This window comes from uncultured Draconibacterium sp. (genome assembly GCF_913060805.1).
Classification (GTDB): Bacteria; Bacteroidota; Bacteroidia; order Bacteroidales; family Prolixibacteraceae; genus Draconibacterium.
Map to the genome: position 1 here is coordinate 17,540 of NZ_CAJXTC010000037.1, position 19,415 is coordinate 36,954.

14 protein-coding genes are annotated in these 19,415 nt (G+C 41.7%); 2 read left to right on the plus strand and 12 right to left on the minus strand.

All coding sequences use genetic code 11. From position 1 onward, the window contains the following. Positions 1 to 143 precede the first annotated feature (143 nt). Entirely contained in the window at positions 144 to 1,940 is a 1,797-nt protein-coding gene (locus QZ576_RS18410; RefSeq protein WP_297099760.1) for a histidine kinase N-terminal 7TM domain-containing protein, read from the plus strand. On the opposite strand, the gene QZ576_RS18415 is transcribed toward QZ576_RS18410, so the two are convergent. The 9 genes from QZ576_RS18415 to QZ576_RS18455 all read right to left on the minus strand — a co-directional run bounded on the left by QZ576_RS18415 (position 1,920) and on the right by QZ576_RS18455 (position 14,514). Further along, the gene (locus tag QZ576_RS18415) at positions 1,920 to 3,011 is read right to left on the minus strand and encodes a serine hydrolase (RefSeq protein WP_297099763.1); all 1,092 of its coding nucleotides are present in this window, start codon (positions 3,009 to 3,011) and stop codon (positions 1,920 to 1,922) included. The two genes, QZ576_RS18410 and QZ576_RS18415, sit on opposite strands and share 21 nt — an antisense overlap. Positions 3,012 to 3,044: 33 nt before the next feature. Further along, on the minus strand, positions 3,045 to 4,175 hold the full coding sequence (locus QZ576_RS18420; protein WP_297099765.1) for a glycerate kinase: 1,131 nt from the start codon (positions 4,173 to 4,175) through the stop codon (positions 3,045 to 3,047). A 250-nt stretch (positions 4,176 to 4,425) separates the two neighbouring features. Continuing rightward, positions 4,426 to 5,736, minus strand: a complete 1,311-nt coding sequence (locus QZ576_RS18425; protein WP_297099767.1) for a Gfo/Idh/MocA family oxidoreductase — start codon at positions 5,734 to 5,736, stop codon at positions 4,426 to 4,428. A 41-nt stretch (positions 5,737 to 5,777) separates the two neighbouring features. Continuing rightward, positions 5,778 to 6,701, minus strand: a complete 924-nt coding sequence (locus tag QZ576_RS18430) for a PmoA family protein (protein ID WP_297099769.1) — start codon at positions 6,699 to 6,701, stop codon at positions 5,778 to 5,780. Further along, positions 6,698 to 7,633: an FAD:protein FMN transferase gene (locus tag QZ576_RS18435; RefSeq protein WP_297099771.1), complete on the minus strand. Its 936-nt coding sequence runs from the start codon at positions 7,631 to 7,633 to the stop codon at positions 6,698 to 6,700. The genes QZ576_RS18430 and QZ576_RS18435 overlap by 4 nt, the downstream gene beginning before the upstream one ends. Before the next feature lie 170 nt (positions 7,634 to 7,803). Further along, positions 7,804 to 9,147: a Gfo/Idh/MocA family oxidoreductase gene (locus QZ576_RS18440; protein ID WP_297099773.1), complete on the minus strand. Its 1,344-nt coding sequence runs from the start codon at positions 9,145 to 9,147 to the stop codon at positions 7,804 to 7,806. A 17-nt stretch (positions 9,148 to 9,164) separates the two neighbouring features. Beyond that, a complete protein-coding gene (locus QZ576_RS18445) occupies positions 9,165 to 10,004 on the minus strand; it encodes a sugar phosphate isomerase/epimerase (protein ID WP_297099775.1) in 840 nt (279 codons plus the stop codon). Positions 10,005 to 10,317: 313 nt separating this feature from the next. Further along, positions 10,318 to 12,426 carry a S9 family peptidase gene (locus tag QZ576_RS18450; RefSeq protein ID WP_297099777.1) on the minus strand — a complete coding sequence of 703 codons (2,109 nt, stop codon included), beginning with the start codon at positions 12,424 to 12,426 and terminating at the stop codon, positions 10,318 to 10,320. Between the two features lie 126 nt (positions 12,427 to 12,552). Beyond that, entirely contained in the window at positions 12,553 to 14,514 is a 1,962-nt protein-coding gene (locus QZ576_RS18455) for a GNAT family N-acetyltransferase (protein ID WP_297099779.1), read from the minus strand. A gap of 175 nt (positions 14,515 to 14,689) precedes the next feature. On the opposite strand from QZ576_RS18455, the gene QZ576_RS18460 reads away from it, so the two are divergent. Continuing rightward, entirely contained in the window at positions 14,690 to 16,033 is a 1,344-nt protein-coding gene (locus QZ576_RS18460) for a sodium:solute symporter (protein ID WP_297099781.1), read from the plus strand. A gap of 79 nt (positions 16,034 to 16,112) precedes the next feature. On the opposite strand, the gene QZ576_RS18465 is transcribed toward QZ576_RS18460, so the two are convergent. The 3 genes from QZ576_RS18465 to QZ576_RS18475 form a co-directional block, all read right to left on the minus strand. Beyond that, positions 16,113 to 17,894 carry an aminopeptidase P family N-terminal domain-containing protein gene (locus tag QZ576_RS18465; RefSeq protein ID WP_297099783.1) on the minus strand — a complete coding sequence of 594 codons (1,782 nt, stop codon included), beginning with the start codon at positions 17,892 to 17,894 and terminating at the stop codon, positions 16,113 to 16,115. A gap of 3 nt (positions 17,895 to 17,897) precedes the next feature. Beyond that, positions 17,898 to 18,428, minus strand: coding sequence for an NUDIX domain-containing protein (locus tag QZ576_RS18470; protein WP_297099785.1), 531 nt, complete (start codon positions 18,426 to 18,428; stop codon positions 17,898 to 17,900). 82 nt (positions 18,429 to 18,510) lie between these two features. After that, positions 18,511 to 19,413: an alpha/beta hydrolase gene (locus tag QZ576_RS18475; RefSeq protein ID WP_297099787.1), complete on the minus strand. Its 903-nt coding sequence runs from the start codon at positions 19,411 to 19,413 to the stop codon at positions 18,511 to 18,513. Positions 19,414 to 19,415 lie beyond the last annotated feature (2 nt).

Genomic DNA, 19,415 nt, shown 5'->3' on the forward strand with positions numbered 1-19,415 from the left:
GAAACAAAACAATGATTAATTACATTTTGACGGGTGATTTTTATGAACTTTTATCAGGCAATCCTGTTTGCATAAAAAACCAAAATGCCAATAAGAATTTATAGGATTTTATAAATTTGTGCATCAAGCAACAGACGCTACCTATGATTGATTTTATACCGAGTATAAGCAGTATACAACTTATAACCGCCTTTACTGCCATCGGAACCTGTATTCTTTTATGGAAATTTAGACAAGCCGCGGAGGTGCGCTTCCTTATTTTATTGGAAGTTTTTGTTGCTATTTGGGCTTTCTGTTACGCACTGGAATTTGGAACTCCCGTGTTGGAAGAGAAAGTTTTCTACTCGCAAATGTCGTATATGGGAATCGCGTTTATTCCTGTTTCGTTCTTCTTTTTCACCACCGCTTTTAGTCAGAAATTTCGTTTGGTAAATAAACGTAATATCATTCTAACGCTGATTATTCCAATAATTACGCTGGTTCTGGTATTTACCAACGACAAACACGGACTCATCTGGAAAGATTATAGTTTAAACAGCAGTACTAATATTCTCCATTACACACACGGGATTTGGTTTTGGATTTTCGACATCTATACATTTACGCTAATCGCGTGGGGAATTTTTAACCTGATTAGCTCGATCTCGACCTTTACCAGTTTTTACAAAAAGCAAATTCGTTTATTGATCATTGCCTCGCTGATTCCGGTAATTGCCAACCTGATGTACATTTTTAACATCAATCCGGTTCCGGGTTTCGACTGGACCACCGTATCGTTTGTTTTAACCGGGCTGATCATTGTATTTGGCATATTCCGTTATAAAATATTTGAGCTGATTCCGCTTGCCCGCCAGAAACTGCTCGACACCATGAATGAAGGTGTTTTGGTAATCAATACAAACGGGGTTATTGAAGAAGCCAATCCGGCCCTGATAAAAACGTTTAGCCTCGATGCAAAAACGATCATTCATTCCAACTTTGTTGATACGTTTGAAAAATTTCCGAATATTATTGAGCTGCTTCGGTCGGCCGACGACAGTTTTACCGACTTTGAGATAAACCATAACAACCAAACCTATTACTACCAAATCAGGGTTTCAACAATTTACAACCAGCTTGGGAAACTTGGCGGAAAGCTGATGGTTTTAAGCGATGTTTCGTCAATTCGAGTTGCAGAAATTCAGCTCACTAAAAAGAACGAACAGCTGAAAGACCAGAACAGACGAAACGAAAAACTGATCGACGATTTAGATGCATATGCCCACACGTTGGCACACGACTTGAAAAACTCATTGGGAGTGATCTATTCATCCAGCGACATTATTATTGAAGCGATTGAGGATGGCGATATGGATACGGTTAAGCAGTTTTCGAAAATGATAAAAGAGTCGTCGTCGAAAACCATAAGCGTAACCAACGAATTGCTGAAAATGGCCACAGCCGGGCACGAAGATGTTGAAACCACACCAATTGAAATGCAGAAGGTTTACGCTGCGGCAATGGCACAGATTACGGATCTTGTTAACGATTACAAGGCTACAATTGAAATTGAAAGCAGCTGGATTGATGCGCAGGCTTACGCTCCGTGGATTGAGGAAATCTGGATAAATCTGCTATCGAATGCGATGAAATACGGTGGAGTTCCACCAGTTATAAAAGTGGGTTGCGAACTTACCGGACGCGGCATGGTAAAATACTGGGTGAAAGACAATGGCGATGGTATTCCGAAAGATCAGCACCTGAAGATATTCCGGAAACATACACGCCTGCAACCCGACAAGGCAAACGGTTACGGACTTGGGCTTTCGATAGTAAAACGTATTATTGAAAAGCTCGGTGGCAAAGTGGGTGTTGAAAGTACCGGAGAAAAAGGTGGGGGTTCACTGTTTTATTTTAAACTGCCGGCTGTTAAAGTTGAATCACTCAAAGAGGCGCGTTAATATTTCCCATATATCGTCGTGAAAAAGCACAGGAAGCAAAGAGTCATCGGGCGCCTCTCCCATTCGTACAACAACAATTCCTTTACTGGGTAAAATTTCAATAAACTGACCATCTTTTCCCATGGCTGAAAATAACTCGTCGGGAGCATTGGGGCACATATCACGAGGAACGGAAATCGTTAACCCCGGCAAAACAACCGAACCTTTCCCGTTTAACCACCACAAATAACCGTACGAAGGATTTAAGTTTTGTGAGGTGTTCACCATTTCATTATAATAGCTTTTATCGCTCAAAACCTCCACATCATCCCACTTCCCTTCGTTTTGAATTAGCAAGCCAAAACGTGCAGCATCGCGCGGAGTGCTCCAGTAAACATTATTGTAATCGCCTTTAATCCAGGTGCCATCGATTCCGGTTGTTTTACCCACATAATCGCGCGTAAACCGGCTGTAAGTCATATCCGCAGCGGCGGCAACAACTTCCTCAAGCAAAGTGTAGGGCGCGTTATGGTAAAACCACTGTTCTCCGGCATCAACTTCGTAAGTTAAACACTCGGGCAAAGTACAGTAAAAATCATCAACCTGGTGATTGATTCCAGTGGTCATGGTTAACTGATGTTTTATGGTAATCAGGTTTTCCTTTTCCGCTTCCATGCTTGTCCAGCCTTCACCAAGATAATCCGACGTTTTATCGTTGATGGAAAGAAAACCTTCTTGCTGGGCAATGCCGACCAAAAGAGCAGTTAACGATTTACCTGCTGATGCCCAATACCAGTTCGAATTTTTATCGAACGAAGCAATATTCAGGATATCTTTTCCCCAGTATTGCTCAACAACGATGCGTCCGTTTTTAAGAATCAGGAAAGCTCGTGTATTGTTGCTCTCCAAAAAATTATAAAGTTCGGGTACTACTTCTTCATTCCACCCCATTTCAGAAATGGAAGTGCTTTCCCAGGTTTCAGAATCAGTTGGCGGAAAATATAAACCGGTATCTGTTTGATTGTCGACAACAGAATCGTCCGAACATCCGAACAACAATAACAGGGCTAAAAGAAAGGTATAACGATACATGAATATTGATTTTGCTTTTTCAATATACAAAAATTATTTCTCTGATTTAATGCTAGTTGCAAACTGTTCCGCAGCTTGTTCCAGGTATTTACCGGCATTTTTTATGGAATCTTCAACATCGGTAGCCTGCTCCATCATTTCAGCAAGGAAATCGATTTTATGCGCTTTAATTTGCTGATCAGTTAACTCACTTAACCCGCAAAAAACAGCCAGATTCTGGTTGGTTCTTGAATCGAGCACGCCTTTGATCACTTTCCCTGAAAATGTCTGTTCATCGAATTTACCTTCGCCGGTAACAATCCAGTTGGCGTCTTTTACCTGCTCATCAAAATCAGCAATTGATTTTATCAGTTGTGTCCCCGATTTTAGCTTTGCGTTCAGAAACAATACGCATCCCGCACCAAGTCCTCCGGCCGCTCCTGCCCCGGCAATATTTTGCAGGTTCTTCCCGAATTGTGATTCTACCTTTTCATTAAAGTTTTTTAGTCCGGCATCCAACTCTTCCACCACTTGCTCCGATGCTCCTTTTTGTGGCGAATAAATATACGCTGCACCGTTTGGTCCGAATAATGGATTATCAACATCACAGGCCACTTCAAATTTTATTTTGCTGAGATCTTCATTAACCATCGAAGTATCGATAGTTGCCAAACGATTTAAATCCTTTCCACGTCCTTCCAACAAGTTATTTTCAGCGTCAAAAAAACGAAATCCAAGTGCACTGGCCATTCCCATTCCGGCATCGTTGGTTGAGCTTCCGCCAATTCCCAAAAGAATATGTTTGGCACCCCGTTTTATCGCATCCAGAATCAATTCCCCGGTTCCGAAAGTTGAAGTCTCCAAAGGATTCAATTCTTCGTTTTTTAGCAAGCGAATTCCGGATGCTTCAGCCATTTCGATAAAAGCCAGCTTTTCTTTCTCAGCATACAAATAATTGGCTTGAATGGGGCGAAACAAGGGATCGTGCACCTCCGCTGAAATCAACTCCCCTCCGGTATAAAATTTCAGGGCATCAACCGTTCCATCTCCGCCGTCAGCAAGTGGCAACTTTATAATTGTCACATTTTCGATGTGCTTTTTAATGCCACGTTCTACGGCATCGCAAAACTCAATTCCGGTTAACGATCCTTTAAATTTGTCGGGTGCAATTACGATCTTCTTCATTTCCCTAAAATAATACCAATTCTGAAAATGTTTAGGCTATTTTTAACTATTTTCAGATTGGTATAATGCCGATATGGAAAAACACAGGCATTGGGAGTGAGCGAACCAATGGCTCAATGTTTTTCATCATCGGTATAAGAATATTTATCAGGAGTTTGCCGTCCACAAAAAACGGGAAGCCATAATTAACCTCCCGTTTTTAATTGAATTTATAATTTTCAGAAATCGTATAAAAATCCTAGTCAATCAATTAAACTTTTGGCAATTGCCAGTTTTTATTGTAATTCAGCGTCATCAAATCCGTGGCAGCTGCCTCGTTAAACGACTGCGATGCATTATTCCAGTGAATCCGCTGCCCAACGCGATAAGCCATATTTCCCATCTCGGAAACGATAGCGGTTTTGGCACCAACTTCAACCGGAGCATTCAACGACCCACCTTTTCGAATGCACGACAACAGATTTTGCACGTGCTCATTAAGTCCATCGCCATATTCTTTCTGGGCTTTGGCTTCAAAGAAAGGCCCCTTTAATTCGTTACTGTGATCGGGTAATATTTCGTAACCACTTCGGGTAACTACTAAAGTTCCCTTTTGCCCAACAAACGCCACACCGTGCGCTTTTTGGTACGGTCCGATTCCCGGATTTAACCCGCATTCCCAAATCATGGTATGTTTTGGATATTGATAAATGGCCTGCTGAATATCGGGCGTTTCAATGGCTCCCGGCTTGTGATAGAAAATACCGCCACCCGGAGAAATTGACTCTGGCATATCGGCATCCATCGCATACAAGGCAAAATCAAGCAGGTGAACGCCCCAATCGGTCATTGCACCTCCTGCATAATCCCACCACCAGCGGAAATTATAATGAAAACGATTTAAATTAAACGGACGTTTAGGGGCAGGTCCTAACCACATATCATAGTCGACATAATCCGGCGCTACCGAATCCTCCATTACCGGATATGGTGTATCGTAACCTTTGTAAATCCAGGCTTTTACCAAATGAACGTCGCCCAATAAGCCAGACTTCACAATTTCAGAAGCCTCAAACCAATGTTTCGAGCTGCGTTGCCACATGCCTACCTGGCAGTACAATTCAGGATGTTTTGCCTGGGCAGCCACCATCGCATTACATTCTTCAATGCTGTGCCCCATCGGTTTTTCCACATATACGTGTTTTCCCGCATCCAGAGCCATCATCATCATTATGGCATGCCAGTGGTCGGGTGCACCAATTATTACCGCATGTACATCTTTGTTATCCAATACATCACGGAAATCGGCGTAAGTAAGCGGTCGTTTCCCCGTCATTTTTTCAACATCGGCAGCTCTTTTCTCCAACACATTACTGTCAACATCACAAAGCGCCACACAAGCAACATTGTTTTCTTCGCGCAAAAAACTTTGAAGGTTGCTAAATCCCATCGAACGACAACCGATAAGCGCCACGTTGACCTGTTCGGCAGGCGATGCACAGGCGTTCAAAAGCCCGGGAGCAACACCCACTGCCGCAGTGGCTATCGCCGAATGTTTTATAAATTTTCTTCTGTCTGTCATTGTTGTATTAAAAACTTATGTTTTCTGTTGTTCTAATCGCTTTATTCATCAACTAATTTTGATATCTTTTTTGAAGTCATTTTGCCGGAATAAACAATAAGCGAATACTTTAAAACCAATGGCTCGGTAGTTGACAGCGCAACCGGCTCAGTACCCGGCCAGGCAATATTTTGCATGCTGTTCTTTTCGCGTAGGATCAGGTTCTGCGGATAACCGGGATTGTCCTTGTTATCGAGGATGGCAAGACCAGCCTTTGAATTTCCTTTGCCCAGCGTACCCGAAATATTTACAAATCCCTCCGACGGAATGGCATTATCCTCAGGTTTTATGTTGCCACTTTTTCCTGAAAACTGAACATCGTCGGGTAAAATCATACGAACGGAAAAACCTCCGTAACCTTTTTCATCATCTGAGCCTCCAATCCGTAAATTCTCTTCCAGAGCTATCAGCCGGATTTCAAAATCAATTCTTCGGTACTTTAACGTGCTTTCGTGAATATGAATAGAAACATTCTCACGGATGTAAGGTTTGTTAATACCATTCTTTTTCCATTTGTCGGACGACCACAGCACCTCACTTTTCAGCCACACCGTTTTATCCGGATCTTTCATAAATTCAATCTCGGTAATTTCCTGGTCAAAATCTTTTATTTCCCACGGATCGCCGATACGTTCATCGCCAATCCAAACCTGATGCCAAGCCCAAAATACGCCCCGGTGATGCAAATGATCAGCAGGAAAATCTTCAGTAAGTATTTTGCCATTTAAACCCCAAAGCGGGTGAATATAGTTGCAGCGTTCGTAAGCTCCATCCTTATTCAGCGGATGCATCTGGTAAAACAAAACGTTTGATGAGCCATCAACGATTTTTATTCCATCCTGCTGCTTTTTCATGGTCAATTGTCCCCAAACCAAACCGTTGGTGATCAGCACAAAGAGAAGCGATATTATAATGGATCTTTTCATGACGGATCCTCCTTTTCTATTATCGTTGCCTTTGTTTTTACATCATCGTCGGTGTATTCAACTTCCAGAATTTCAACATTGCTGAGTTGGTTGGAGATGATCGCTTTATCATTTTCGGGTAGAATGAGCCAAATGTTGGCAATAAACGCCCCCATGGTTGCAGAGTCGGCTTTTACCGAAACAGTTCGTTTTCCTTCAACAGGTAGACCGGTTGCCGGACTGATGGTCTTTCGGGCTTTCATTCCTTCGCCATCGTCGCGAATATAAACGGTTCCGGTTGTGTAAACGGTTTGACCTGACACCTCAAAAACATGTGCAAATTCGTTGGGCTGCTGCTGATTTCTAATTCCCAGTGGCCACTCTGTTCCGGCCGGATGATTTCCGAGTGCCAAAACCACGTCTTCCTCAAAACTGATGATGGCATCTTTAACACCCAAATCAATTAAAAGTGGCTTAACCAAATCGAGGGCAAAACCCTTCTCAATAGCACCAAAATCCAACTCAACACCATCTTCTTTAAAACGAAGTTGTTTATTTTCGAGGTCGAGTTCTATTTTATCAAAACCACATTTTTGCAGCGATTCTTCCAGTTCGCTTTCTTCAACATCTTCTTTTTCAATCCAAAGCGATTGCACCGGAAACATGGTAACATCAAACGCGCCCTGACTCATCTGGTTAAAGTCAATTGCTATGGTAAGAATTTCCCATAATTCATCGGGAACTTCCACCCAAACGTCCTTTCCGGTTTGATTGAGTTCGTGAATATCAGACAATAAACTAAAGCGGCTGATGGTACTTTCAAGCTGCTCAATATCGGCTTTTATCTTTTGAAATATATTTTTTGCGGTATCGGCCTCAAGGTTGGGGAGCACTACGTCGCAATGACTGCCAAAGGCCAGAAAAGTATCACTAAAAATAGTAGGTTCCGTCATTCTCATAGTTTTATGGTTTCAGTAGAGCACTAAATTAAAAAAGTAAGCGAGATTTACAGACCTTAGAGCCAACAAATACAGCACTATTGTTAATTTATATTCCTTCTTTTTAAAAATTTGGATACAAAAAAAGGCAGGGAAATCCCCGCCTTTTCATGCCTTATGTATTTCTAAAGTTTTGGTTCCCAATTTGGATCGTAGTCACGGCCCCACAATTTCATGGCGTCCCGGTCGTACATAATTCCGGTTTTATCGTCAATGTCAAAACCATGACCGATGCGATAGGCAACATTTGAATAATGCACCATTGTCTGACTGATAGCGCCTTCCATAATGTGCGAATTCAATTCACCAACACCACGAATTCCGTTAAACCAGTTTTGAACATGTTTGGTCGACATGTCGCCACCGCCGCCAAGTGCTGTGCCGGCTTCCTGCGATGCAGACACGCTGTCTTTTACAACTTTTCCACTTCGGTCGTAAAGCACATATTTTCCACGGTCGACAAACACAGTTCCTTCGCTACCATAGATAATTGTTCCGCGGCCTCCCATTCCGTAGGTATCGTGTGCATTTCGGCTGCGGCCATCCCACTTAATCACTTTGTCGCCACCAAAAAGGAAAGTAGCATCCATGGTGTCGTACATTTCCCAGCCATCGTCGAAGAAATGACGTTTGCCGGCTTCAACATGTACATTGTTTGGCAAACCAACCTGCAATGCCCAACGCGCTACATCGAGCTCATGTGTTGCATTGTTTCCGGTTTCGCCGGTTCCGTAATTCCAGCCATACCAGTGCCAGTTGTAATCCCAGGTTTCTTCGGTGTAGTCGCGGTGAATAGCCGGTCCCTGCCAGATTTCCCAATCCAAGCCAGTTGGAACAGCCGCTTTTTTCTGTACCGGCACTTCTCCCCTTTGATTCAGGTAAAAAGCCACTGCACGATACGGAACGCCAATTACTCCGTTATGGATTTCTCTAATAATTTCAATGGTGTGATCTGACGAACGTTGCTGGTTACCCATTTGAACCACCCTGTTGTACTTTTCAGCCGCTTTAACGATCATCTCATTTTCGGCCATGTTGTGGCTGCAAGGCTTCTCAACGTAAACATGTTTTCCGGCTTGCATTGCCATTACCGAACCCGGAGTATGCCAGTGGTCGGGCGTGGCATTTATTATACAATCCACATCCTTATCTGCAAGAATTTTTCGGAAATCGTTCTCCAGTTTTGGTTTGTAATCGATGTGTTTTGCAAAATTAGCAGCTGCATTTTCGCGTTGATGTTGCATTACATCGCATAAGTATTTTAACTCAACATTACTTTCTTTTTCAGCAATTGGTGCGTAATAAGCCCCCAAACGGCGGCCCAGCCCCATAATGGCGACATTGAGTTTATCATTGGCACCTAAAATTTTGCTGTAACTTTTTGCCGACATGCCCATGGCAGTTCCACCAACTGCAACACCGGCTGCACCTGCCGACACCTTTTTTAGAAAATCTCTTCTGTTAGTCATATTATAGTTTTATTGGTTTACAATGTTGCTAAAATTCCTCTAATGTAGCCAAAACTTTCCATCATTGCAGGCAGCGGATCTTTTCCTTCCGGTTCGTATTCCAGCGCCAAAGTTCCTTTATAATCTAATTTGATTACTGCTTTCAGGAACGACTGAAAATCGATTACTCCATGCCCGATGGTGCACGTTGATCCATCGTGCTCTGCTTTGGTTACATCTTTAATGTGAATATCGAAAACACGATCGAAAAAGTCTTTTACATCCTGTTCCGGATCGCGGCCAATACGTTTGGTGTGACCGATATCGATACACAAACCCATACGGGCATCCATATCTTTTATCAGCACATAAGCACTTTCTGCACTTGGGTACAGTTTGTCGCCCGGGCCATGATTATGAATCGCCAGTTTAATATCGTATTCTTTTACTTTGCCTTCAACATACTCCAACAACTCGTGATTCGGCACACCAATTATCATGTCCATTTGTGCCATTTTTGCGTAATCAAAAGCCTGGTCAACATCTTCTTTCGATTTCATGTAAACCACGCCGCCACCATAAAGCGACACGCCTTTTTCTTTGCATAAAGCCAGCGTTTTGTCAATGGCAGCTTTATCAGAATCTAAAGGCAGGTGCATGCTTTTAAAGGTTACTCGATCTACCCCGCAACGTTTTACCATATCCAATGCTGTTTCGGTGTCGAACTCGCGCAAGGAATAAGATGCCACACCAAAACCAAAATCAAGTTTTGCTTTTTCTTTGTTTGCGGGTTGTACTGCGGCCTGCGAGAAAACTGGAATTGCAGATGCGGCAATTCCCACCCCGGCCACTTTCAGGAAATTTCTTCTGTTAGTCATAAGTAGTAGTATTCAATTTGTCTTATTACAGTAAATAAATTATCGCTTCAGATCAAGACAAGCCTATCTGCAAATCACTTCATTCTAATAAGTTGCACTGCTTTTAACAAGAACGAACAAATGTAAATTGACGAAACGGCCCATTTGTTGCAATTATTAGATTTTACGTTGGTTTAAACTTGCCGTGAACGAACACGACACACAAATATAACCATAATTTGGAGCTTGCCAATCGCTTCTTATAAATACAGGAAATTTTTTATTGTACTACTCCAATAACAAAAAAGGCTACTTAAAAAGTAGCCTTTAATATTTATTCTGTAATTCCTATCTGGTCGAAAATAAATGCATATTCCAGTGCCGTTTCTTTTATCCATTCATAACGGCCGGATGCTCCTCCGTGTCCGTATTCCATGTTTATATGGAACAGCAGCGGATTATCGTCGGTTTTTAATTCGCGCAATTTGGCTACCCATTTTGCCGGCTCCCAATATTGCACCTGCGAGTCGTGCAGTCCGGTTGTAACCAGCAAGGCCGGATAATCTTTGGCTTCCACATTGTCGTATGGCGAATACGAAAGCATATAGTGATAATACTTTTCGATTTTTGGATTTCCCCATTCGTCAAATTCGCTTGTGGTAAGCGGAATACTTTCGTCGAGCATGGTAGTAACCACATCAACAAAAGGAACTGCGGCAATAACACCTTTATACAAATCAGGACGAAGATTTATACAAGCTCCCATTAACAGTCCGCCGGCACTTCCTCCCATGGCAAATAATTTATCGGAGTTGGTATATCCGTCGTCTATCAGGAATTGACCACAGTCGTTAAAATCAGTAAACGTGTTCATCTTTTTCAGCAACTTTCCGTCTTCGTACCACTGGCGGCCATTGATCTGGCTTCCGCGAATATGGGCAATTGCATATACAAAGCCGCGATCGAGCAATGGCAAACGGGCCAAAGAAAAACGTGGATTGTAAGTATATCCGTATGAACCATAACCATACAACAGTGTAGGATTATTGCCATTCTTCACCATGCCTTTTTTATACACGATCGACATCGGAATTTTGGTTCCATCGCCGGCAGTTGCATAAATACGTTTGGTTTCGTAATCGTCTTTGTTAAAACCACCCAACACTTCATCCTGCTTCAACAAAGTGCGTTCCTTCGTTTTCAGATTGTAATCGTAAATCGAATTAGGTGTTGTTAGCGAAGTATAACTAAAACGGAAAACGTCGGTATCAAAATCGAGGTTTACATTCGGACTAACCGTGTACACCTCTTCATCAAAATTGATGAAATATTCTACGCCATTCCACGGAATAACGCGAAGTTGGTTGATTCCCTCTATACGTTCGGTTACAACCAGATAATCTTTTAAAATCTCAAAATTATCAAAGAAAACATCGCTGCGATGTGGAATAACCTCGGTCCAGTTTTCTTTTTCGGTTGCTGAAACCGGAGTTTTCATTAAACGGAAATTCAGCGCATCAAGATTGGTACGAATGTAAAAGTCGTTACCAAAATGATCAACCGAATATTCCAATCCTCTAACACGAGGCTGAATGATCTTAAATTCACCCTCCGGATTATTGGCATCCAGAAACCGATATTCAGAAGTCAATGTACTTTCACTTCCAATGATCAGATATTCTTGCGACTTAGTTTTGAATATAAAAACAGAGAATGTTTCATCGTCTTCGTAAAACACTTCCACATCATCTTCAACCGGTGTTCCCACAACGTGCTTCATAATTTTCTCCGAACGCAGCGTAACATCGTCCTTCAAAGTATAATAAACCGTTTTGTTATCGTTGGCCCAAACCGCACTTCCGGTGGTTAAAGGAATGGCATCTTCCAAAGTTTCGCCGGTTTCCAGATTTTTGAAATGAATGGTGTATTTTCTGCGGCTAACGGTATCAACGCCGTATGCGATGAGTTTGTTATTCGGACTTACCGATAACCCACCAAGCATAAAAAACTCCTGTCCTTCAGCCAGTACGTTTTCATCGAGCATCACTTCTTCTTCCGCATCGAGGCTTCCCTTTTTCCGGCAGTTTACATCGTATTCTTTTCCGGGTAATTGTTTGTAGTAATAGTAGTAACCATTCTTTTTGTAGGGTACCGACTCGTTTTCCGGCTTGATTTTCGCCTTAATTTCCTCAAACAATTTTTCCTGAAGCGGTTCAGTGTGTTTCATCACAGCATCTTTGTAGGCATTTTCTGCTTCCAAATGTGCGATCACTTCAGGGTTTTCGCGCTCATTCATCCAGTAATAATTGTCAACGCGCGTATGACCGTGTATCGTAAGTTCTTTCATTATCTTTTTTGCAACAGGCGGCTCTATCTTCTCTTTAGAAGTACATGCCACTAAAAATAGTCCCCAAATAAAACTCAAATAAATTAACTTTTTCATGCTTTTGGTAATTAGGTGATATTCTTAATATTTTTTTCAGGAAGTTCTGAAATTACACTTAAACAACCAGCTTTCAAAATGAAAGTTCAATCAATTATGATCAATTTCAAGACCTAAGAAATGTTTTTACTTATTTCTGAAATTTATCCTCTGAATATTTTTCGAGATTTCGATTCGGTTATAAATCGATTCGATGACCTGATCGTACAATTTATCTTTCAAAATATAATCCTCAATATCCACGTCGATGTTCGGATTATCATTCACTTCAACCACATAAACTTTATCGTTTACCAACTTCAGGTCAACACCATACAATCCGTCGCCAATCAATGCCGATGCTTTCAAAGCTGTTTTTACCACTTCTTCTGGAACGTCTTCTATATTCACGGTTTCCGAATCGCCGGAATACTCTTCCGCTTCACCAGTCCAGTTGTAAATTTGCCAGTGCCCTTTCGACATAAAATACTTGCAGGCAAAAAGCGGTCGATTGTCGAGCACCCCTATTCTCCAGTCGAATTCAGAATACAGAAACTCCTGGCAAACGATCATATCCGATTTTTTAAACAGCTGGTTAATCGCATCAAAAGCCTCTTCCTTATTTTCCACTTTTGTTATTCCCAACGAAAATGCACTGTCGGGCTGCTTTAACACCAGTGGAAAATTCATATCATCAAGGTCTTTCTTTTCAAAAATGTTCTTGGTAAAAACAACTGTTTGCGGCGTTAGTATTTTGTGTTTCCGGAATATCTCGTTCTGGAATATTTTATTGGAACAGCGCAATATCGACCACGGATCATCAATAACAACCAAACCTTCGGCATACGCCATTCGTGAAAATTCGTAGGTATGATCGTTTACATTCGTGGTTTCGCGGATAAACAGCGCGTCGAATTCGTTGATTTTATCAAAATCATTTTTTGTAATAAACTCCGCGTACAATCCTTTTCGGTTGGCCGCTGCTTTAAACTTTTGAAGTGCACGTTTACACGACGGTGGCGTTTCTTCTTCAGGATCGATAAGAATGGCAATGTCGTATTTATAATTGATGAGCGTGGTTTTATTAAAACGCCGCTTGCTAAAATATTTACGTGCAAACTCGTAAATAAGCTCAATTTCGCTTTCTGGCAACTTGTTTAAGGTTAAAACTTTTATTCCCTTAATAATCCACTTCTCCTGTTTTACAAACTCAATCTCGAAAAGCGGCGTTTCAAACAAAAGGTAAAGCCGGTTGGCAATTGAGTTAAAACCTTTTGAGGCTGTCTGCCCAAAATAAATCTTCAGCTGAAATTTATCGCCTTTAACTTTTTGTAATGCTTTGTTTATCAACTCATCAATATCGTACGATGTGGAATGGATAACATTCAGCATTTTAAAGTCGCGCAAGGTAACCGAGCTCGGAATTACACGGTGACCGCGGGCTGCCGCCAGCAACGACACATAATAACCGTAGCTCTGGTATTTGTACGAACTGCAGAGATTAAAAACACGCATATCAGCGCTGTTCTGATAAACCGGGTTGCTGATGTACTCTTTTACCGAAATTACTTTAGCATTCACATCGGAAAAAGTCCATTTGTGTGGTTGGTTGATTACGATAATATTCGTAGTCTTTTTTCGAACTTCCTCGGTTTCTAAAATGTATTCCATTTTAACCGCATCTTCCCCACTCGCATAATAATCGGCAATCGTATGCGACTCCTTGAATCCCTTCTTTTTATACCACTCGATCAGTTCGTTGTTTTTCGACTGAACCTCAATCAATATTTTCTGATAATGATTTTCGATAGCCTGGTTTTTCACGTAATTCAACATGAAAGTGCCTAATCCTGCATTTCGGTGTTCTGCCACAACAGCAATCGAATAAATTCGTAGTGCATGTTTATATTTAAACAATGTGAGCGCCCCTACAGAAATTACATTTTTGCCTTCTTTCGATTCTGCGATTAAAACTTCCTGAAATGTACTATCCAGGCTGTGTTTGATACTTTTGCGGGAACTCTTCTGAAACTGCGGGAAAGATTCGTTTTCCAGCTTTTCAAGGAAATAAAAATCACCGGGTTGTGATTTTCTGATAGTCAAATCCATTTATTGCGTTATAAATCAAAATTAATTGAAACCTAATTAACACTTCAACCCCATAAACACTTTTGGCAATTGCCGCCTGCATTTACAGGATCAATAAAATGAATACGTTTTCCTATTTTATTGACAAGCAAAAATACAATATTGCTACATTAATTCCCATATTTGTCAACTAATTATGCAAACGGAAATAACCATACTTATTTATTTTGTTTTTATTGTCGGGATTGGCGTTTATTCGGCATTTCGGATTAAAAAACCAGCCGATTATTATGTTGCCGGAAAGAAAGCCGGATTATTGCCGGTATCAGGTAGTTTACTGGCTACAATACTTGGTGGCTCAGCACTGATGGGAACGATCGAACTAAGCCAAAGCAGAGGCTGGGCTGCCTTGTGGTTTTTGTTTTCTGCTGCTATTGGCCTGTTTATCCTGGCACCTATCTCAAAATATGTAAGTCGTTACGGAAATTATACACTTCCCGAATTGTTGGGAAAGTTTTTTGGGCGCAAAGCAGAACGATTTTCGACGATTATTATTCCTTTGGCGTGGCTGGGAATTGTAGCTGCACAAATAATTGCTGCAGCACAAATACTGCAGGGCTTGGGTTTTATTTCGTATCAGAATGCTGCCATTTTATCGGGACTGGTTTTTATTGCTTACACCCTGCTGGGCGGCCAGTTAAGTATTCTTAAAACAGATACCTTGCAAGCTGTTTTAATTATCAGCGGGTTGGCAGCACTGCTGTTTTTCGCTATTCAATCACCGGAACATTCGCAGGTTGAGCCTTTAAAAATTACAGCGCTGTTCAATTCTAAATTTTCGGTTGTCGACCTGATCGTTCTGTTAATGACTTATTCGGTAACATTTGTTGTAGGGCCCGATATTTACTCCCGCTTGTTTTGTGCCGGAAGTGAAAAAACTGCACGAAGAAGTATACTGATCGTGGCATCGATATTAATTCCGGTTTCGTTTGCTTTAACCTATTTAGGTGTTTATTCCGGAGGAGAAAACGAGGGAATAATGGCATTTGCAGGGCACCTGCTTCCCAATTGGGCTTATGGTTTATTTATTGCAGCGCTGCTTTCTGCAGTAATGTCTTCGGCCGATACAACCTTGCTCACTTCGTCAATGATTTTAAGCGAACTGTTTAGCGGTAACCTGGAGAAAAAACAATCGCTGCCACTCACCCGCTGGCTGGTGGTTGTAATCGGGATTTTAAGTTTGTTGATCTCGTTGTATATAACTTCTGTAATTCAGGCTTTGCTTTTGGCGCTAAGCTTTTTCTCGGGTGCCTTTGTAGTACCAATGCTTTGTGGTTTACTTGCCATTCAGGTGAACCGAAAGAATGTAATCTGGGGAATGCTACTGGGTGGAATTACCGCATTAATCGGCAAATTAATGACCATGAACAATTACCAGGATTGGGGAAATGCAGTAATTATCTCAAGTTATTTTGTAAACGGATTATTGCTGTTTGTGGGGCGTTCTTCTGCTAAAACCAATCAACAACAGAATCAATAAAAACGAAGAGCAGCATTTCTATAGAAATACTGCTCTCCAATTTTATAATAATCTGGAACTAAGTGTACAGATTCTATTACTAGATTGCTTGCGTTATCTCATCCAAAAACGCATGATACTTATCTTCAAGTAATGGTTTCAACTCGTCGTTCACCAATTGGTGATAATCGTTTAACCACTTACGCTCCTTCTCTGTCAACAAATCAACTTTAATCAACGTTGTGTCGATCGGGCAAAGTGTAAGTGTATCAAAACCAAGGAAACGCCCGAATTCTGTAGTTTCGCGTTCCACACAAACCATCATATTTTCTGTTCGAAGTCCGTATTGTCCCTCACGGTAAAAAGCCGGTTCGTTAGAAAGTACCTGTCCCGGAAGCATCAAATTCTCGTTGTATTCCAAACGGATGGCCATCGGTCCTTCGTGCACATTCAGAAAATGGCCAACACCGTGGCCGGTACCATGACCGTAGTTCATACCATTTTCCCACAATGCCTGACGCGCCAGAATATCCAAATGACAGCCTTTTACGCCGTATGGAAATTTAGCTTGTGTTAAACCGATCATTCCTTTCAGGGTGAGTGTAAAATCAGTTTTGAATTGATCTGAAACGGCTCCCAAAGCAACTGTGCGGGTTACATCAGTTGTTCCGTCGATGTACTGACCACCAGAATCAAAAAGTACTACACCATCGGCTTCCAGCGGTTGCGCATCCTCGGCAAAAACGTGCAGATGAACAATAGCACCGCGACTTTTATAACCAACAATCGGGTGGAAACTCTCGCCTTTAAAACCGTCTTGTTTTGCTCTGATTTCGGCTAGTTTTTCGCCAAACTCATAATCGGTTACCGTTTGTTTTCCAATAATGGCCTTCAACCAGTAAATTGATTCCACCAATGCCACACCGTCTTTTTTCATAGCACTTCTGAAACCTTCCAGCTCTGTTTCGTTTTTCAGCGCCTTTTGTATGGCTACCAACGAAGTTCCTTCAACAGTTTCGTTATTGTTTGCAAGTGCATTATAAGCGGCATAGTTTAAAGTAGACGGATCAACAAATACAGTTTTCCCCTCGATTTCTGTCAGGTAATTGTAAAAAGTGGTATAATCTTTCAACTCAACGCCATCAGCTTCAAGTTTCGATTTTAGCTCCGAATCAATTTTACCCGGATCGACAAAAAGTACACTTTCTTTTTCGCCAATTACCGCAAAACCTGTAAAAACAGGATTGTAAGGCACATCCGAACCACGCAAATTATACAACCACGCCAGTTCGTCTAACATGGAAACAACGTGAATATCGGCGCCAAATGCAGCCAGTTCCCCGGCAATTTTTTGTTGTTTTTCAGGTCGTCCAACTCCTGCGTATTTTACGTCAAGCTCAAAAACTTTATCGTTTGGAACAGCAGGACGGTCTTCCCAAATAGCTTCCAACAGATCCGGAGTTTCCACCAGTTCGATATCTTTTTTCAGAAAACCTTTTTGCAAACTTCTGAAAGCATCAACCGTGAGCGATTGCGCATCGAGCCCCACTTTACTGCCGGCCGGCAAATTCTGGCTCAGCCAACTGTCAGGCGAAACAGCATCTGTAACACGCAACTTCTGCATTTCAATTCCGGTTCCTTCCAACTCTTCGGTAGCCTGTAAAAAATAGCGCGAATCGGTCCATAAAGCCGCTTTGTCAAGCGTTACTGCAACCAAACCGTACGAACCAGTAAAACCGGCAATATATTCGCGGGTTTCCCAGCGTTTGGGTAGATATTCGCTCGAATGCGGATCGGTGCCTGAAATGTACCACGCATCAATACCGAGCTTTTTCATTTCGGCGCGTAAGGCCGTCAATCGTTGTATTATTTCTGATTTCATTGTTTATGCTTTTATGCTTTGAAAATAGTCTTTAACAAATTTTTTAATCGATGGAGCAGGAATATCATCGTAATCCAACTCGTCTTCTGAATAGAATTTATAATCAAGAATATCGTCCATTGGTTTTAGGTTCTCCACAGATTCGGCTGTAACCTGAAATGCCATATCTAATGTGAACACCGTATATTCCGAAAATACATATTCGTTTGGTGCAGAGCCCAGGTATTTTAACGATTTTACTTTCAATCCCAGCTCCTCTTGCAATTCGCGCTTTACAGCTTCTTCTGCCGATTCCATCGGGTCGATAAATCCACCGGGTAGATCGAGTTTTCCATAGTTGGGTTCAACGCCACGTGTTACCAGCATTAATTTTCCAGCATCATCAGTAACCAACGCCGCCACAGCAGCCGCAGAGTTTATAAAAAAGTGAAAACCACAAGTCGCGCATTTTAATGATCGCTCGCCGGATTTATTAAACTCCGCAGAAGCACACTTCGGACAATATTTTAAAACTTTTAAAGGATGTGTATCCATTTAATTCGAATTGCGAATGATGATTAACGATTGTAGATTTTTGATTTCCCGTTCCAGATTGTTTATCTTCCTTCGACATTCATCATTCTATTATTTCTCTTGCTTTTAGCCAGTCGATAAATAAATTTGGCCAGTTGTCAGCCGGAATTCCATTTTTGCGAATGCCAAAACCATGACCACCTTTTGCAAAAATATGTAACTCAGCAGGCACATCAAATTCTTTCAACTTTAAATAGAAATTGATCGAGTTCTTTGGCAACACACTTTTATCGTCGTCGGCCAAAACCAAAAATGTAGGTGGCGTTTCAGCGCTAACATTTAACTCGTTCGAATATTTTCTTATTAACTCTTTATCGTGTCCCTTACCGATCAGGTTTTCGCGAGATCCCATGTGCGTAAACTCTTCTTTCATGGTAATTACCGGATACAACAATAACATAAAATCAGGTCGACAACTTTGCTGCTCAATTTTATCGGCGCTTTCTTTATTTCCATAATCGAAAACAGTTCCGGCAGTTGAAGCCAGGTGTCCGCCAGCCGACGAGCCGGCTATTCCAATCTTTTCGGGATTGATGCCCCACTCTTTTGCATTTGCACGTACGATACGCATCGCTTGACGTGCATCGCTCGATGGAACTTCGTGGTTTCCGTAAGGCAAACGGTATTTTAATACAATTCCGGTAATTCCTTTGCTCTGTAGAAAACGTGCAATATCATATCCTTCATGGTCCATTGCTTCGATCCAATAACCACCGCCGGGACAAATTACGACAGCCGCGCCGGTATTAATCTCGGCTTCAGGCGAGAAAACATACATTTCGGCTTCCGACACATTGCGAACGCGTACACCGTCGTATTTTTCTTCGGGATCGGTCATCCCGTTGTCGTTAGGTGCACCGTTGGGCCACACTTTTAAAGTTTTATTTTGTGCGATAGCAATTCCGGTTATCAATGAGAATAGTAGGATTAGGTTGATTTTCTTCATAA

Bases quoted from the DNA above. Each gene is read 5' to 3' on its own strand.
- QZ576_RS18410 (WP_297099760.1), top strand. From the start codon at position 144: ATGATTGATTTTATACCGAGTATAAGCAGTATACAACTTATAACCGCC.
- QZ576_RS18415 (WP_297099763.1), bottom strand. From the start codon at position 3,011: ATGTATCGTTATACCTTTCTTTTAGCCCTGTTATTGTTGTTCGGATGT.
- QZ576_RS18420 (WP_297099765.1), bottom strand. From the start codon at position 4,175: ATGAAGAAGATCGTAATTGCACCCGACAAATTTAAAGGATCGTTAACC.
- QZ576_RS18425 (WP_297099767.1), bottom strand. From the start codon at position 5,736: ATGACAGACAGAAGAAAATTTATAAAACATTCGGCGATAGCCACTGCG.
- QZ576_RS18430 (WP_297099769.1), bottom strand. From the start codon at position 6,701: ATGAAAAGATCCATTATAATATCGCTTCTCTTTGTGCTGATCACCAAC.
- QZ576_RS18435 (WP_297099771.1), bottom strand. From the start codon at position 7,633: ATGACGGAACCTACTATTTTTAGTGATACTTTTCTGGCCTTTGGCAGT.
- QZ576_RS18440 (WP_297099773.1), bottom strand. From the start codon at position 9,147: ATGACTAACAGAAGAGATTTTCTAAAAAAGGTGTCGGCAGGTGCAGCC.
- QZ576_RS18445 (WP_297099775.1), bottom strand. From the start codon at position 10,004: ATGACTAACAGAAGAAATTTCCTGAAAGTGGCCGGGGTGGGAATTGCC.
- QZ576_RS18450 (WP_297099777.1), bottom strand. From the start codon at position 12,426: ATGAAAAAGTTAATTTATTTGAGTTTTATTTGGGGACTATTTTTAGTG.
- QZ576_RS18455 (WP_297099779.1), bottom strand. From the start codon at position 14,514: ATGGATTTGACTATCAGAAAATCACAACCCGGTGATTTTTATTTCCTT.
- QZ576_RS18460 (WP_297099781.1), top strand. From the start codon at position 14,690: ATGCAAACGGAAATAACCATACTTATTTATTTTGTTTTTATTGTCGGG.
- QZ576_RS18465 (WP_297099783.1), bottom strand. From the start codon at position 17,894: ATGAAATCAGAAATAATACAACGATTGACGGCCTTACGCGCCGAAATG.
- QZ576_RS18470 (WP_297099785.1), bottom strand. From the start codon at position 18,428: ATGGATACACATCCTTTAAAAGTTTTAAAATATTGTCCGAAGTGTGCT.
- QZ576_RS18475 (WP_297099787.1), bottom strand. From the start codon at position 19,413: ATGAAGAAAATCAACCTAATCCTACTATTCTCATTGATAACCGGAATT.